This is a genomic window from Sphingomonas sp. SORGH_AS_0879 (assembly GCF_030819175.1).
Lineage (GTDB): Bacteria > Pseudomonadota > Alphaproteobacteria > Sphingomonadales > Sphingomonadaceae > Sphingomonas.
On the sequence record NZ_JAUTBJ010000002.1, the window covers coordinates 4,102,392 to 4,115,295 of the forward strand.

The window sequence follows — 12,904 nt, forward strand, 5'->3', positions numbered from 1 at the left end:
GCTTTTTTAAAAAAAAGCGTTTTGCCGAAAATCTTATGCCGACAGGCCGGTCATGGCGCGAGACGGACCGATTGCGCCTCGGCAAGATAGACGGCGAACAGGTCGTCCGGGTCGCTCCACTGCGCCACCGGCGTCCAGCCGCCCGCACGCAACAGGATCTTGGCATCGCGCGGGCCATATTTGTGGCTGTTCTCGGTATGGATCGTCTCGCCCGCCGCCATGGCGAAGGGGCGGCCCTCGATGGTGAAGTCGACGTCCCGCTCGGCGGCCAGGTGCATTTCGATGCGCGAGCGATCGTCGTTCCACACCGCGCGGTGGCGGAAGGCGTCGACCGGGATGGTGCCGTCGAGCTCGCGATTGATCCGGTCGAGCAGGTTGCGGTTGAACGCCGCCGTCACCCCCTGCGCATCGTCATAGGCGGGGACCAGCACCTCGCTCGACTTGGCCCGGTCCATCCCGATCAACAGCATCGCCCCCTCGCCCAGCGAGCCGCGCATCGCGCGCAGCAGGTCGGTCGCCATGGCCGGGGTCATGTTGCCGATGGTCGATCCGGGGAAGAAGCCCAGCTTGGGCGCGTCGGCGACCATGGCAGGGAGCGCCAACGGGCGCATGAAATCGCCCTCCAGCGGATGGATGGGCAGGTCCGGGAAGGCCTGTTGCAGGTTGCGCGCGGAGTCGCGCAGGAAATCGCCCGAAATGTCGATCGGTACATAGGCGGACGGCTCGACGCAGCGGAGCAGCACCGGCGTCTTGGTCGATGAGCCCGATCCGAACTCGACCACCGCGCGCCCCTTGCCGACATGCCGGATCAGATCGGGGCAGATGGTCTTCAGGATCGCGGTTTCGGCGCGGGTGGGATAATATTCGGGCAGGTCGGTGATCGCCTCGAACAGTTCCGACCCCTTGCGGTCATAGAACCAGCGGGCGGGAATGGCGCGCGGGCGACGCTCCAGCCCGGCCAGCACATCGGCGCGGAAGGCGGGGTCGGCAAGCGACATCTGACCGTCCTCGATCTCGGGCTTCAGCATGGTTACAGGTCCTTTGCCAGACGGACGCCGGTGAATTGCCAGCGCTGATGGGGATAGAAGAAGTTGCGGTAGCTGGCGCGCGCATGGCCGCGCGGCGTCGCGCAACTGCCGCCGCGCAGGACGAACTGCCCGTTCATGAACTTGCCGTTATATTCGCCGACCGCGCCCTCGACGGGGCGGAAGCCGGGATAGGGGCGATAGGCGCTGCCGGTCCATTCCCAGACATCACCGAAAAAGGCCGGCCCCTCGGTGGCCGGGCGCGGCTCGATCGCGCCGGCGGCGTCCATCTGGTTGCCGGCGGAGGCGTCGTGCGCGGTCGCCGCCGCTTCCCATTCCATCTCGGTCGGCAGCCGCGCGCCCGCCCAGGTCGCATAGGCATCGGCCTCGTAGAAGCTGACGTGAGTGACGGGCGCGGCGGGGTCGATCGCGCGCCGCCCGTCCAGCCCGAAACGGGTCCAGCCGCCGTCGCGTTCTTCCCAATAGAGCGGTGCGGCGATGCCCTCTGCCTTCACCCAGGCCCAGCCGTCCGACAGCCAGAGGCGCGGATCGCGATAGCCGCCATCCTCGATGAAGCGCATCCATTCGGCATTGGTGACGGTCCGGTCGGCGACGGCGTGCGGATGGAGCAGCGCGTCGTGGCGCGGCCCCTCGCAATCGAAGGCTAAACCTTGTCCGTCATGGCCGACCTGCACGATCCCCTGCCGCCCCTCGATCCAGCCGATCGGCCCCGGCATGGCGACCGGGGTCTTGGGCCGGGGCGCGTAGAGCGCGGGTTCGAGCGGGTTTTCGGAAAAGAGATGCAGGATATCGGTGACGAACAATTCCTGATGCTGCTCCTCGTGGTGGCACCCCAGCGCGACCAGTTCGAGCGCCGCCTCGGGCAGATCGGGCATCGCCGCCATCAGCGCGTCATCGACATGCGCCCGGTACGCCCGCACCTCGTCCAGCGTCGGGCGGGTGATCATCCCCCGGCGGTGCCGCGCATGGCGCTTTCCTTCCGCCTCGTAATAGCTGTTGAACAGGAACGGGAAGCGCGGGTCGTGCAGTTGATAACCCGGCACATGATCGCGCAACACGAAGGTTTCGAAGAACCAGGTCGTGTGCGCCATATGCCATTTGGCGGGCGAGGCGTCGGGCATGGACTGCACCGTCGCATCGGCGTCGGACAGCGGCTCGGCCAGCGACAGGGTCAGCCCCCGGACCGCGCGATAACGGGATGCCAGTCGATGAGCAGGCGTCGGCGCCGTCGCGGAGGACGGGACGATAGTCGGCATTCGGGTGCTCCCCGGATTGCGGGGAACAGCGACCGGCCCTTTACCGTGTCGTTCGCACCCCTCCTGGAACCCAAAGAACGTCCGACGCGCCGTTTTGGTTCACCGCGCGCGCGGCGACGAACAGCCAGTCCGACAGACGGTTGAGATAGGCGAGCGCGGACGGGTTGATCGCCTCCTGCTCACCCAGCGCGACCCCAGCCCGCTCGGCGCGCCGCGCGATCGCACGCGCCAGATGCAGATGCGCCGCCGCCGATGTGCCGCCGGGCAGGATGAAGCTGGTGAGCGGCGACAGCGTCGCGTTCATCGCGTCGATCTCCGCCTCCAGCCGCGCGACCTGTTCGGGCAGGATACGCAGCGCCCCCTCGATCTCCCCCGGCGTGGCGAGGTCGGCGCCCAGGTCGAACAGATCGTTCTGGATGCGCGTCAATTGCTCGTGAAGCGTCCCCTCGATCGACAGCAGCGCGACGCCGATCGCGCTGTTCGCCTCATCCACCTCGCCGATCGCGACCATGCGGGGCTCGGCCTTGGACCGGCGCGATCCGTCGACCAGCCCGGTGGTGCCCGTATCGCCGGTGCGGGTGTAGATTTTCGTCAGCTTGACCAAGGAATCAGGTCCGCCCCGCCATGAACAGCAAGAGCACGACGACGGTGATCGCCAGCGCCTGGAAGAAGATGCGCTGCTGCATCATCCGGTTGGACTTGAGCTGCGACGCGGTCGGCCCCTCCCCCTTCGCCTCGGCGGTCGCTTCCTGAAGGAAGGAGATGATGCCACGCACCAGCGCGACGACGGTGGCGATCATCGCGGCGATCAGCAGGATCACGAGAAAAGTGCTCATGCCCGAAGCTTACGCCTCCCCCAGCCGAAATCCAGCGGGAAGCATATTGCGGCGCAGCGCATCCGCCAGCGCGCGGCCGTCCACCCCGTCCTCTCGCATCGCCGCCAGCGCGGGCGCGCCGTGGCGCTTGGCCAGACGCTGGCCGTCCGCGCCGACGATCAGCGGATGGTGGTGATAGAGCGGCGTCGGCAGGCCCAGCAGCGCCTGGAGCAGCCGATGGACATGGGTCGCCTCGAACAGATCGACCCCGCGCACCACATCGGTCACGCCCTGGGCCGCATCGTCCACCGTCACCGCCAGATGATAGCTGGCGGGCGCGTCCTTGCGCGCCAGGATCACGTCGCCATGGCTCAGCGGATCGGCGACGACTGCACCCGCCCCTTCGTCATGCCAGTCCAGCGGGCCTGCCAGCGCCGCCGCACGCGCCATGTCGATCCGCCAGCCATGCGGCTCCGCCATCCGCGCGGCGCGCTCCTCGGCGGACCGATGACGGCAGGTGCCGGGATAAATGGGCGAAGGTCCATGCGGCGCGGACAGGCTGGCGGCGATCTCGGCGCGGGTGCAGAAACAGGGATAGAGCAAGTCGGCCAGCCGCGCCTGCGCCGCCGCATACAGGTCCAGTCGTTCGGACTGGAAGGACAGATCGTCCCATTCCAGGCCCAGCCATTCCAGATCGCGAAGAATCGCCTCGACATGCTCGGGGCGGCTGCGGGTGCCGTCGATATCCTCGATCCGCAGGAGGAAACGGCCGCCCCCCGCCCGCGCCAGATCATGCGCGCGCACCGCCGACAGGGCATGGCCCAGATGCAGCCGCCCGGTCGGGCTCGGCGCAAAACGCGTCACGGGTCGCACTCCGCTCATCGCCCAGCCTCTTGACCGCGATTCCCGTCCCATGCTGTCATAGCCATGTCACGCTGCTGGGCGAAAGGCGCAGCAGTACCGCGAAGGGAGGAGCTGTGTTTCATCCCGACTTGATCCGACACCCGGACTCCTGTCCGGCTCTCGTGCTGAACGCCGATTATACGCCGCTGTCCTATTATCCGCTGTCGGTCTGGCCCTGGCAGACCGCGGTGAAGGCCGTGTTCCTCGACCGGGTGGATATCGTCGCCCATTATGAGCGTGAGGTGCGCAGCCCGACCGCCAAGGTCAAGCTGCCCTCGGTCATCGCGCTCAAGCAATTCGTGAAGCCGTCGCAATTCCCGGCCTTCACCCGTTTCAACCTGTTCCTGCGCGACCGCTTCTCCTGCCAATATTGCGGATCGCACCGCGACCTGACCTTCGACCATGTCATCCCCCGCGCACAGGGCGGGCGGACGACCTGGGAGAATGTCGTCACCGCCTGTGCCCCCTGCAATCTGAAGAAGGGCGGGCGCACCCCGCGCCAGGCCGCGATGCCGCTGCATATCGAGCCGATCCGCCCGACGAATTGGCATTTGCAGGAACATGGCCGCAGCTTCCCGCCCAATTATCTGCATGAAACATGGCACGACTGGCTGTACTGGGACGTTGAGTTGGAAGCGTAACGAAGCTGGGAGTGTCGAATGCGTGCATGGGCGATGGGCCTGGGGCTGACGGCGTTGATGGCCGCGACCACCGCCTGTGGAAAGAAGGAGGAAAACCGCGCCGAGGCCGATCGCGCCGCCGCCAAGGCCGGGTTCGTGCCGCCTTCCGTGACGTCGCGGGTCGATTTCGGAGGCATGATGGCGCGCCGCTTCCGCGAACTGGATCGCGACGGCAACGACATCATCACGCCCGATGAAATGCCCAGCACCAATTCCCGGCTGTGGGAACTCGACCGCAACAAGGACGGCGAGATCACCGAGAGCGAATTTTTCGAGGGGATGCTGGCCCGGTTCGACCGGATGGACCTGAACCGCGACGGCACGGTGACGTCGGAGGAACGCGAAGCCTCGCGCACCGAACGCCCCGCCACGCCGAGCAATCCGGTAGCGACGGGCGCGGGTGCGCCAGGGAATACGAATTAAGGGTATCAACTCATCATCTGTCGGCGCGGAATTTCAGCGGCGATGCCCAACAGCCCGGAATTACGGACCTCACACTTGTCGGGCTCGCACGATGCCGCCTTCGCCACGCTGCCGAGCCCCGTGAAACGCAACTACCGACACGCATTATCGAATAATATTATACCAAAATTACGCACGGCAATCGGTTGACGCCCAAGCTATTGCGTTGCAGCAATGGCGCCTATGACGACCTTGCCTCCTATCGCCAACAATGCCGACATCCGCTTTCTGGGCGCGCAACTGGGTGACGTGATCCGCCGCTATGGCGGCGATGCGCTGTTCGAGGCGACGGAGGCCATTCGCCGCGCCTCGGTCAATCGCCACCGCGGCCTGGGCGACGATGCCGAGGTCGATCTACAACTGGAAAAGCTGGCGCTGGACGAGACGCTGGATTTCGTGCGCGGCTTCATGCTGTTCTCGATGCTCGCCAATCTGGCCGAGGATCGCCAGGGCATCGCGCGCGAGCCGGGCACCGATATCGCTGAGGTGCTGGAGACGCTGGCTGACAAGGGCATCGACCGCGAGGCGGCGATGGAGTTGCTGGCCCGTGCGCTGGTCGTTCCCGTGCTGACCGCGCACCCCACGGAGGTGCGGCGCAAGAGCATGATCGACCACCGCAACCGCATCGCCGAACTGCTGGCGATGCGCGATGCGGGCCGCGACGTGACGCCCGATGGCGATGATGTGGAGGCCGCGATCGGCCGCCAGATCGCATTGCTGTGGCAGACCCGTGTGCTGCGGCGCGAGCGGTTGTACGTCACCGACGAGGTGGAGACGGCGCTGTCCTATCTGCGCGACGTGTTCCTGCCGGTGCTACCCGCCTTGTATCAGCGCTGGGACAAGGCGTTCGGCGCGCGCGTGCCCGCCTTCCTGCGGCCCGGTTCGTGGATCGGCGGCGACCGCGACGGCAATCCCTTCGTCACCGCCGAATCGCTGACCACCGCGCTCGCCCAGGCGGCGGACGCGGTGCTGACCCATTATTGCGAGGCGGTCCACGCGCTGGGCGCCGAGCTGTCCATCTCGACCGAACATGCCGAGGTGGACGCGGCGGTACTGGCCTTGGCCGATGCGAGCGGCGACGATGCGCTCAGCCGCTCGGACGAGCCCTATCGCCGTGCGCTGTCGGGCATCTATGCCCGCCTCGCCGCGACCCATCAGAAATTGACCGGCAAGACCCCGCCGCGTCCCGGTCGGCTGACCGGCGAGCCCTATCCCGATCCCAAGGCGCTGCGCACCGATCTGGTCGCGATCGCGCGCGGGCTGGCGGCCCGCGGTGACGGGGCGCTGGCGAGCGGTGGCGCGCTGGGACGGCTGATCCGCGCGGTCGAGACCTTCGGCTTCCATCTGGCGACGCTCGACCTGCGCCAGAATTCCGCGGTGCATGAGCGGGTCGTCGCCGAACTGTTGAAGGTCGCCGGGGTCGAGGCGGATTATCTGGCGCTGGACGAGGACGCCCGCGTCGCGCTGCTCCGCCGCGAACTGGCCAATGCCCGACCGCTGTTCAGCCATTATGCGGACTATTCGGACGAGACCCGCTCCGAACTGGCGATCGTCCAGGCGGCGGCCGATGCGCATGCCAAATACGGGCCGAAGTGCCTGACCAACTATATCGTCTCGATGGGCAAGTCGGTGTCCGACCTGCTGGAAATCAACCTGATGCTGAAGGAATTCGGCCTCTACCGCCCCGGTAATCCCGCCACCGCCGCGATCATGGCGGTGCCCTTGTTCGAGACGATCGAGGATCTGGAGGCAGGCCCCGAGATCATGCGCGCCTATTTCGCGCTGCCCGAGATCGCCACCATCGTCCGCGCGCGAGGGGCTCAGGAGGTGATGATCGGCTATTCGGACTCGAACAAGGATGGCGGCTACCTGACCTCCACCTGGTCGCTGTCCAAGGCATCGAGCGCCTTCCGCCCGGTGTTCGAGGAGGCGGGCGTGCGGATGCAGCTGTTCCACGGGCGCGGCGGTGCGGTGGGGCGCGGCGGGGGTAGCGCCTTCGCCGCGATCCGTGCCCAGCCGCACGACACGGTGCAGGGGCGCATCCGCATCACCGAACAGGGCGAGGTGATCGCGGGCAAATATGGCACACGCGACTCCGCGCTGACCAATTTGGAGGCGATGGCCTCGGCCACGCTCCTCGCCAGCCTGGAGCCCGACCGTTTGTCGGCGGCGGATAACGCGCGCTTCACCGCCGCGATGGAGGAGCTGTCGGCGACCGCCTTCACCACCTATCGCGATCTGGTCTATGGCACGGAGGGCTTCCGCACCTTCTTCCGCCAGATGACCCCGATCGCCGAGATCGCCGGGCTGAAGATCGGCAGCCGCCCGGCCAGCCGCAAGAAATCCGACGCGATCGAAGACCTGCGCGCCATCCCCTGGGTGTTCAGCTGGGCGCAGGCGCGCGTCATGCTGCCGGGCTGGTTCGGGGTCGGCACCGCCATCGCGCGGTTCGAGGACAAGGCGCTGCTCGCCGAGATGGCGAAGAGCTGGCCCTTCTTTGCCGCGACGCTCGCCAATATGGAGATGGTGCTCGCCAAGTCGGATATCGGCATCGCACGCCGCTATGCCGGGCTGGTCGAGGATGAAGCGATGCGCGATGCGATCTTCGGGCGCATCCATGACGGCTGGCACCGGGCGCGTGACGGGCTGCTGACCGTGACCGAACAGACGCGACTGCTGTCCGCCAATCCGGCACTGGAGGCCTCGATCCGCCTGCGCCTGCCCTATATCGAGCCGCTCAACCTGCTCCAGATCGAGCTGATGAAACGCCACCGGGCGGGCGAAGACGATCCCCGCATCGGCGAGGGCATCCTGTTGTCGATCAACGGCATCGCCACGGCCTTGCGCAACAGCGGATAAGCGTCGTGGCGGATTTCGTCGTTCATTACGAAGGCGGGCTGCGCTGCCATGTCGCACATCCCGATAATGGCGCAGTGCTGGTCATGGATGCGTCGCAGGAACTGGGCGGACGGGGTGAGAACTTCTCGCCGAGCGACATGCTGTCGGTGTCGCTGGGCGGCTGCGTGCTCAGCATCATGGCGATGGCGGGACGCGTCGCCGGGCTGGAACTGGCGGGCGCGACCGCGACCGTGACCAAGGAGATGGGCAACGCCGCGCGCCGGATCGTGAAGATGGCGGTGACGGTGCGCGTGCCGGGGCGATACGATGTCGGCCAGCGCAAGCGACTGGAAGCAGCGGCTGCGGCCTGCCCGGTCCATGCGGTGCTGGGCATCGACGCGCCGATCCGAATCATCTGGCAGGACTGACCGACGATCCTCCCCGGCACGGGGAGGTGGCAGGCCGAAGGCCTGACGGAGGGGGGCTTCGGCAAAGGACGCCTCGCACGGCGCGCCCCTCCACAATATTACGCATGGTCTCTCACCCGTTTCGGGTGGAGTCGCTTCAAGGCCCCCGTTACGGCCATTGATCCTCCGCCGGCCAGCGACCATCTGGCGAACCGCCGCAAGCCTCTACCGCTCCGCCATCACCTCCGCCATCGCCCGGTCGCCCGAGTCGGAGGACGCCGCCAGCCCGGCGATCACGCCGCGGCGGTTCGCGTCATCATGATGTTGCGCGATCTTCCATATGCCTTCCAGCCGCTCCACCCGGAGCGTCAGCCCGACGATCCCGCGCTGCAAGCCCTGGATGAAACCGTCCGGGGCATCGTCCAGCGACCAGGGATCATCACGGCCGGCTTCCCGCGCATCGGTCAGCCGCGCGAGATGCGCCGCCAGCCATGCCGGATCGCGTGTCGAGAATAGCGGACCATGCGCATGGACCGTGACGTAGTTCCAGGTGGGCACGACCTTCCCATGTTCGCGCTTGGCCGGATACCAGCCGGGATGGACATAGGCATGCGGTCCCTGAAAGATCGCCAACGCCGCGCAACCGCCCTCGGCCAGCCGCCACAATGGGTTGGCGAGCGCGACATGCCCCTCCAGCATCCAACCATCGCCCTGCGGCACCGCCAGCATCGGCAGTGAAACCGCCTCGGGCGCGCCGTCGCGCACCACGACCAGCGAGGCGAGGCCGATGGCCCCGACCGCCTCCAGCAACACCGCTTCGCGCGTTTCCCGAAACTGACGTGGCGGATAGCTCATGCCAGAGCCAGCGCCGGTTCGCCGCGCTCGTGCGCCAACAGCCACTGCTTCACCGCCAGTCCGCCCGCAAAGCCGGTCAGCGTGCCGTTCGCGCCGATCACCCGGTGGCAGGGCGTGACGATCGACAGCGGATTGCGGCCATTCGCCGCCCCCACCGCCCGCGACGCCCCCGGCCGCCCGATCGCGGTGGCGAGCGCGGCGTAGCTGCGCGTCTCGCCATAAGGAATGGCGTTCAGGGCGGTCCAGACGCTCTTCTGAAAGTCGGTGCCCACGGGATCGAGCGGCAGGTCGAAGGCGCGGCGCTGGCCATCGAAATAGTCGGTCAGTTGGCGGACCGCCTGGGCCAATATGCCATGGGCCGGGTCGCTGCGCCGTTCGGGCAAGGGCACGCGGCCCGCCCGCTCTTCGGCCCAGAGGACGGCGCGCAAGCCGCGCTCGCTCGCCACGAGGGTCAACTCGCCCACCGGCGAGGCCATGGTGCATTCGCTCAACATGGCGCGACCTTATCGCATCATGGGCGACGATGCGTCCTGCTTCTTGCGGTCAAACCTCGAAGAAGGGGGCGGCGATCTCCGGCGTAACGCGGAGCAACCGGCCCGTCGCGCGGTCGATCAGCGCCCAGGTGGTCACCGCCTCCACCTTCACCTGACCATCCGCGCCCAGGAAGCGGACATGCCGGTCGAACCGCGCGCCCTTGGGCGGGTCGGGCACCCAGGTTTCGGCCGTCACCGTCTCCCCCGCCACGACATTGCCACGATAGTCGATCTCGTGCCGCGTCACGACCCATACATGGGCCGCGACATGCTCCGGCGGGGCGACGGCTTCCCAATGCGCGGTGGCGATCGCCTGAATCCACTGGACCCATACGGCGTTGTTCACATGGCCCAGTTCGTCGATATGCTCAGGCGCGGCGGTGATCTGGATCGAGAAGCGGCTCATCCCTGTTCGTTCGGCTCCCTGTATCTCTGCCACAGCGCGCGGACGCCCCAACCTATCGCGGCGGCGACCATCACCAGCGCGGCGGCCATCAGGATATGGCGCGGACTGGGGCGGTAGCGCGCGGCAAGCTCCTGAAACGCCTCGCCGAACAGATAACCGATGCCGGTGAAGATCGACGCCCAACATGCGGCGGATGCGGCGTTGACCGCGACGAACAGCCGGGTCGACACCTTGCTGGTGCCCAAAGCCACCGGGCTGATCGTGCGCAGGCCATAGAGGAAGCGGAAGGCGAAGATGAAGCCGACCGGATAACGCTCCATCATATGGGTCACGCGCGCATAGACCCGCCTTTTGCGCAGCTTGCCGATCCAGCGCCCGTCGCGCGACCTTCGACCGATGGTGAAGAAGATCTGATCGGCGACGAACGATCCGATGGCCGCGGCGATCAGCGCGGCGGGCCAGGCGACCAGCCCCTGATGCGCCAGGATGCCGCCGGTGACGACCGCCGTCTCCCCCTCCAGCCCCGCGCCCAGCGCGATCGCCGCGACGCCGAAACGTGCGACGATCGCCTCGATGCTCAGGATTCGACTCCCATCTGCCACAGGACGAAGGCATGTTCCTCCGCCCCTTCGCGCAAGGATTCGAACCGGCCCGACTTGCCGCCATGGCCCGCGCCCATATTGGTCTTGAGCAGCAGCAGGTTGTCGTCGGTCTTGGTCGCGCGCAGCCGGGCGGCCCATTTGGCGGGTTCCCAATAGGTCACGCGCGGATCGTTCAGCCCGCCGGAGATGAACATCGGCGGATAGGCTTGCGGCTTCACATTGTCATAGGGGCTATAGCTGCGGATCAGTTCGAAGGCCGCCTTGTCCTCGATCGGGTTGCCCCATTCGGGCCATTCGCCGGGCGTCAGCGGCAATTCGGCATCCATCATCGTGTTGAGCACATCGACGAACGGCACGTCCGCGATCACCGCGCCCCAGAGTTCGGGGTCGGAATTGACCACAGCGCCCATCAACTCGCCCCCCGCCGAGCGGCCCGCGATGGCGATCCGGCCCGCCTGGGTCCAGCCGCCCTCGATCAGCCCCTTCGCCACATCGACGAAGTCGTGAAATGTGTTGGTCCGCTTCTCCAGCTTGCCGTCCAGATACCATTGCTGGCCCAGATCGTCGCCGCCGCGAATATGCGCGATGGCATAGGCGAAACCGCGATCGAGCAGGCTCATGCGACCGGTCGAGAAGCCCGGCGGAATCGCATAGCCGTAAGCGCCGTACGCATAGAGGAACAGCTTGCCCGACCCGTCGCGCGGGAAGTCCTTCGGATAGACGATCGACACCGGCACCAACGTTCCGTCGCGCGCGGCGATCTTCAGCCGCTCGGTCCGGTATTTGTCGGCATCATAGCCCGAGGGGATTTCCTGCACCTTCAGCACGGTCATCCCGCCCGTCGCCACGTCATAGTCATAGACGGTGCCCGGCGTGACCATCGACTCATAGCCGAGCCGCAGCACCGACACGTCATATTCGGGATTGTCACCCAGGCCCGCCGTATAGCTTTGCTCGGGAAATTCGATCCGCTGGGGCACGGTCGGCGTGTCGTAGCGATGGATGGCGATCCGGTCCAAACCGTCCTCGCGGCCCTCGACCACGAAGAAGTCCTTATAGCACTCCACCCCGGTCATATAGAAATGCGGGTCCGGCCCGATCAGCTCATGCCAGTCGCCGGGGTTCTCGATCGAGGCGGTGCACAGGCGGAATTGCGGGTCCACATCGTTGGTGTGGATGAACAGCGTGCCGTCATGCTCGTCCACATCATATTCGCGGCCTTGCCTACGGGGCGCGACCAGGATCGGTTCGGCAAAGACATTGTCGGCCGGAAGGAGGCGCACCTCGCTGGTGACATGGTCACCAGTCGCGATCACGATCCAGTTGCGTGCGGAGGTTTCGGCAACGGCGACGCGATAGCCTTCGTCGTCTTCATGGAACAGTTCGACATCCTGCTCGACCGGCGTGCCCAGCCGATGGAAACGGGCATTGTCGGTCCGCCACTGCGCATTGGCGACACCGTAGAGAAAGCCGCTATCGTCCGCGACCCACACGATTTCCGACAACATGCCGGGGATGACGTCGGGCAGATGCTCGCCGGTGGTCAGGTCCTTGACCCGCACCTCGAACCGTTCCGAACCATTGTCGTCGATCGCATAGGCGAGGTAACGGCCATTGTTGCTGATCGAGAAGGCACCCAGCCGGAAATAGTCCTTGCCCTCGGCCAGCGCCGGTTCGTCGAGCAGCAACTCGTCCGGGCCGCCCGCGACGGGCTTGCGCCACCATTTGCGATATTGGCCGCCGGTCTCGAACGCGGTCCAGTAGAGCCAGTCGCCGTCCTTCTGGGGCACGGAGGATTCGTCCTCCTTGATCCGCCCCTTCATCTCTTCGTACAGCCGGTCGATCAACGGCTGGCGCGGGGCCATGACCGCCTCGAAATAGGCATTCTCCGCCTCGACATAGGCGAGCACATCCTTGTCCTCGACCTCGGGGTAAGCGGGGTCTTTCAGCCAGGCATAGGGATCTTCGATCGTGATCCCGTGCGCGGTGAAGCTGTGGGCACGGGTTTCGGCAATGGGCGGAGTCAGCGCGGGGCGTTCGGTCATCGCCCGGATGTAGCTAGGGTTACGTCCTGTCGGAAGGGGGTCGAGCGGTTTCCTCA

14 protein-coding genes are annotated in these 12,904 nt (G+C 66.6%); 4 read left to right on the forward strand and 10 right to left on the reverse strand.

Annotated features, from left to right (window positions below; all coding sequences use genetic code 11):
• Nucleotides 1–50: 50 nt before the first annotated feature.
• Genes egtD through gluQRS form a run of 5 tightly spaced genes read right to left on the reverse strand, consistent with a single transcriptional unit; the run spans nt 51 to nt 3,999 of the window.
• Nucleotides 51–1,028, reverse strand: coding sequence for an L-histidine N(alpha)-methyltransferase (egtD, locus tag QE379_RS19140; protein ID WP_307002899.1), 978 nt, complete (start codon nt 1,026–1,028; stop codon nt 51–53).
• Nucleotides 1,029–1,030: 2 nt separating this feature from the next.
• Nucleotides 1,031–2,302, reverse strand: coding sequence for an ergothioneine biosynthesis protein EgtB (gene egtB, locus QE379_RS19145; RefSeq protein ID WP_307002901.1), 1,272 nt, complete (start codon nt 2,300–2,302; stop codon nt 1,031–1,033).
• 40 nt (nt 2,303–2,342) lie between these two features.
• Nucleotides 2,343–2,906, reverse strand: a complete 564-nt coding sequence (locus QE379_RS19150) for a cob(I)yrinic acid a,c-diamide adenosyltransferase (RefSeq protein ID WP_307002903.1) — start codon at nt 2,904–2,906, stop codon at nt 2,343–2,345.
• Nucleotides 2,907–2,910: 4 nt separating this feature from the next.
• Nucleotides 2,911–3,138 carry a twin transmembrane helix small protein gene (locus QE379_RS19155; RefSeq protein WP_307002905.1) on the reverse strand — a complete coding sequence of 76 codons (228 nt, stop codon included), beginning with the start codon at nt 3,136–3,138 and terminating at the stop codon, nt 2,911–2,913.
• A gap of 9 nt (nt 3,139–3,147) precedes the next feature.
• Nucleotides 3,148–3,999: a tRNA glutamyl-Q(34) synthetase GluQRS gene (gene gluQRS, locus QE379_RS19160; protein ID WP_307002907.1), complete on the reverse strand. Its 852-nt coding sequence runs from the start codon at nt 3,997–3,999 to the stop codon at nt 3,148–3,150.
• A gap of 95 nt (nt 4,000–4,094) precedes the next feature.
• On the opposite strand from gluQRS, the gene QE379_RS19165 reads away from it, so the two are divergent.
• The 4 genes from QE379_RS19165 to QE379_RS19180 all read left to right on the forward strand — a co-directional run bounded on the left by QE379_RS19165 (nt 4,095) and on the right by QE379_RS19180 (nt 8,428).
• Nucleotides 4,095–4,661, forward strand: coding sequence for an HNH endonuclease (locus tag QE379_RS19165; protein WP_042485172.1), 567 nt, complete (start codon nt 4,095–4,097; stop codon nt 4,659–4,661).
• 18 nt (nt 4,662–4,679) lie between these two features.
• The gene (locus QE379_RS19170; RefSeq protein WP_307002909.1) at nt 4,680–5,123 is read left to right on the forward strand and encodes a hypothetical protein; all 444 of its coding nucleotides are present in this window, start codon (nt 4,680–4,682) and stop codon (nt 5,121–5,123) included.
• Nucleotides 5,124–5,345: 222 nt separating this feature from the next.
• On the forward strand, nt 5,346–8,021 hold the full coding sequence (gene ppc / locus QE379_RS19175; RefSeq protein WP_307002910.1) for a phosphoenolpyruvate carboxylase: 2,676 nt from the start codon (nt 5,346–5,348) through the stop codon (nt 8,019–8,021).
• Nucleotides 8,022–8,026: 5 nt separating this feature from the next.
• Nucleotides 8,027–8,428 carry an OsmC family protein gene (locus tag QE379_RS19180; RefSeq protein ID WP_307002912.1) on the forward strand — a complete coding sequence of 134 codons (402 nt, stop codon included), beginning with the start codon at nt 8,027–8,029 and terminating at the stop codon, nt 8,426–8,428.
• Nucleotides 8,429–8,632: 204 nt separating this feature from the next.
• Here QE379_RS19180 and QE379_RS19185 read toward each other — a convergent pair whose 3' ends face one another.
• The 5 genes from QE379_RS19185 to QE379_RS19205 are packed head-to-tail and all read right to left on the reverse strand — an operon-like array spanning nt 8,633 to nt 12,848.
• A complete protein-coding gene (locus QE379_RS19185; protein ID WP_307002914.1) occupies nt 8,633–9,262 on the reverse strand; it encodes an FMN-binding negative transcriptional regulator in 630 nt (209 codons plus the stop codon).
• Nucleotides 9,259–9,756, reverse strand: a complete 498-nt coding sequence (locus QE379_RS19190; protein ID WP_307002916.1) for a methylated-DNA--[protein]-cysteine S-methyltransferase — start codon at nt 9,754–9,756, stop codon at nt 9,259–9,261. The genes QE379_RS19185 and QE379_RS19190 overlap by 4 nt, the downstream gene beginning before the upstream one ends.
• Before the next feature lie 49 nt (nt 9,757–9,805).
• Nucleotides 9,806–10,201 carry a thioesterase family protein gene (locus QE379_RS19195; RefSeq protein ID WP_307002918.1) on the reverse strand — a complete coding sequence of 132 codons (396 nt, stop codon included), beginning with the start codon at nt 10,199–10,201 and terminating at the stop codon, nt 9,806–9,808.
• Nucleotides 10,198–10,803, reverse strand: a complete 606-nt coding sequence (locus QE379_RS19200) for a DedA family protein (RefSeq protein WP_307002919.1) — start codon at nt 10,801–10,803, stop codon at nt 10,198–10,200. The genes QE379_RS19195 and QE379_RS19200 overlap by 4 nt, the downstream gene beginning before the upstream one ends.
• Nucleotides 10,779–12,848 (reverse strand): S9 family peptidase, encoded by a 2,070-nt coding sequence (locus QE379_RS19205; RefSeq protein WP_307002921.1) that lies wholly within the window; start codon nt 12,846–12,848, stop codon nt 10,779–10,781. The genes QE379_RS19200 and QE379_RS19205 overlap by 25 nt, the downstream gene beginning before the upstream one ends.
• Nucleotides 12,849–12,904 lie beyond the last annotated feature (56 nt).

Coding starts and splice junctions, on each gene's coding strand:
- egtD (WP_307002899.1), bottom strand. CDS start 1,028: ATGCTGAAGCCCGAGATCGAGGACGGTCAGATGTCGCTTGCCGACCCC.
- egtB (WP_307002901.1), bottom strand. CDS start 2,302: ATGCCGACTATCGTCCCGTCCTCCGCGACGGCGCCGACGCCTGCTCAT.
- QE379_RS19155 (WP_307002905.1), bottom strand. CDS start 3,138: ATGAGCACTTTTCTCGTGATCCTGCTGATCGCCGCGATGATCGCCACC.
- gluQRS (WP_307002907.1), bottom strand. CDS start 3,999: ATGAGCGGAGTGCGACCCGTGACGCGTTTTGCGCCGAGCCCGACCGGG.
- QE379_RS19170 (WP_307002909.1), top strand. CDS start 4,680: ATGCGTGCATGGGCGATGGGCCTGGGGCTGACGGCGTTGATGGCCGCG.
- ppc (WP_307002910.1), top strand. CDS start 5,346: ATGACGACCTTGCCTCCTATCGCCAACAATGCCGACATCCGCTTTCTG.
- QE379_RS19185 (WP_307002914.1), bottom strand. CDS start 9,262: ATGAGCTATCCGCCACGTCAGTTTCGGGAAACGCGCGAAGCGGTGTTG.
- QE379_RS19190 (WP_307002916.1), bottom strand. CDS start 9,756: ATGTTGAGCGAATGCACCATGGCCTCGCCGGTGGGCGAGTTGACCCTC.
- QE379_RS19195 (WP_307002918.1), bottom strand. CDS start 10,201: ATGAGCCGCTTCTCGATCCAGATCACCGCCGCGCCTGAGCATATCGAC.
- QE379_RS19205 (WP_307002921.1), bottom strand. CDS start 12,848: ATGACCGAACGCCCCGCGCTGACTCCGCCCATTGCCGAAACCCGTGCC.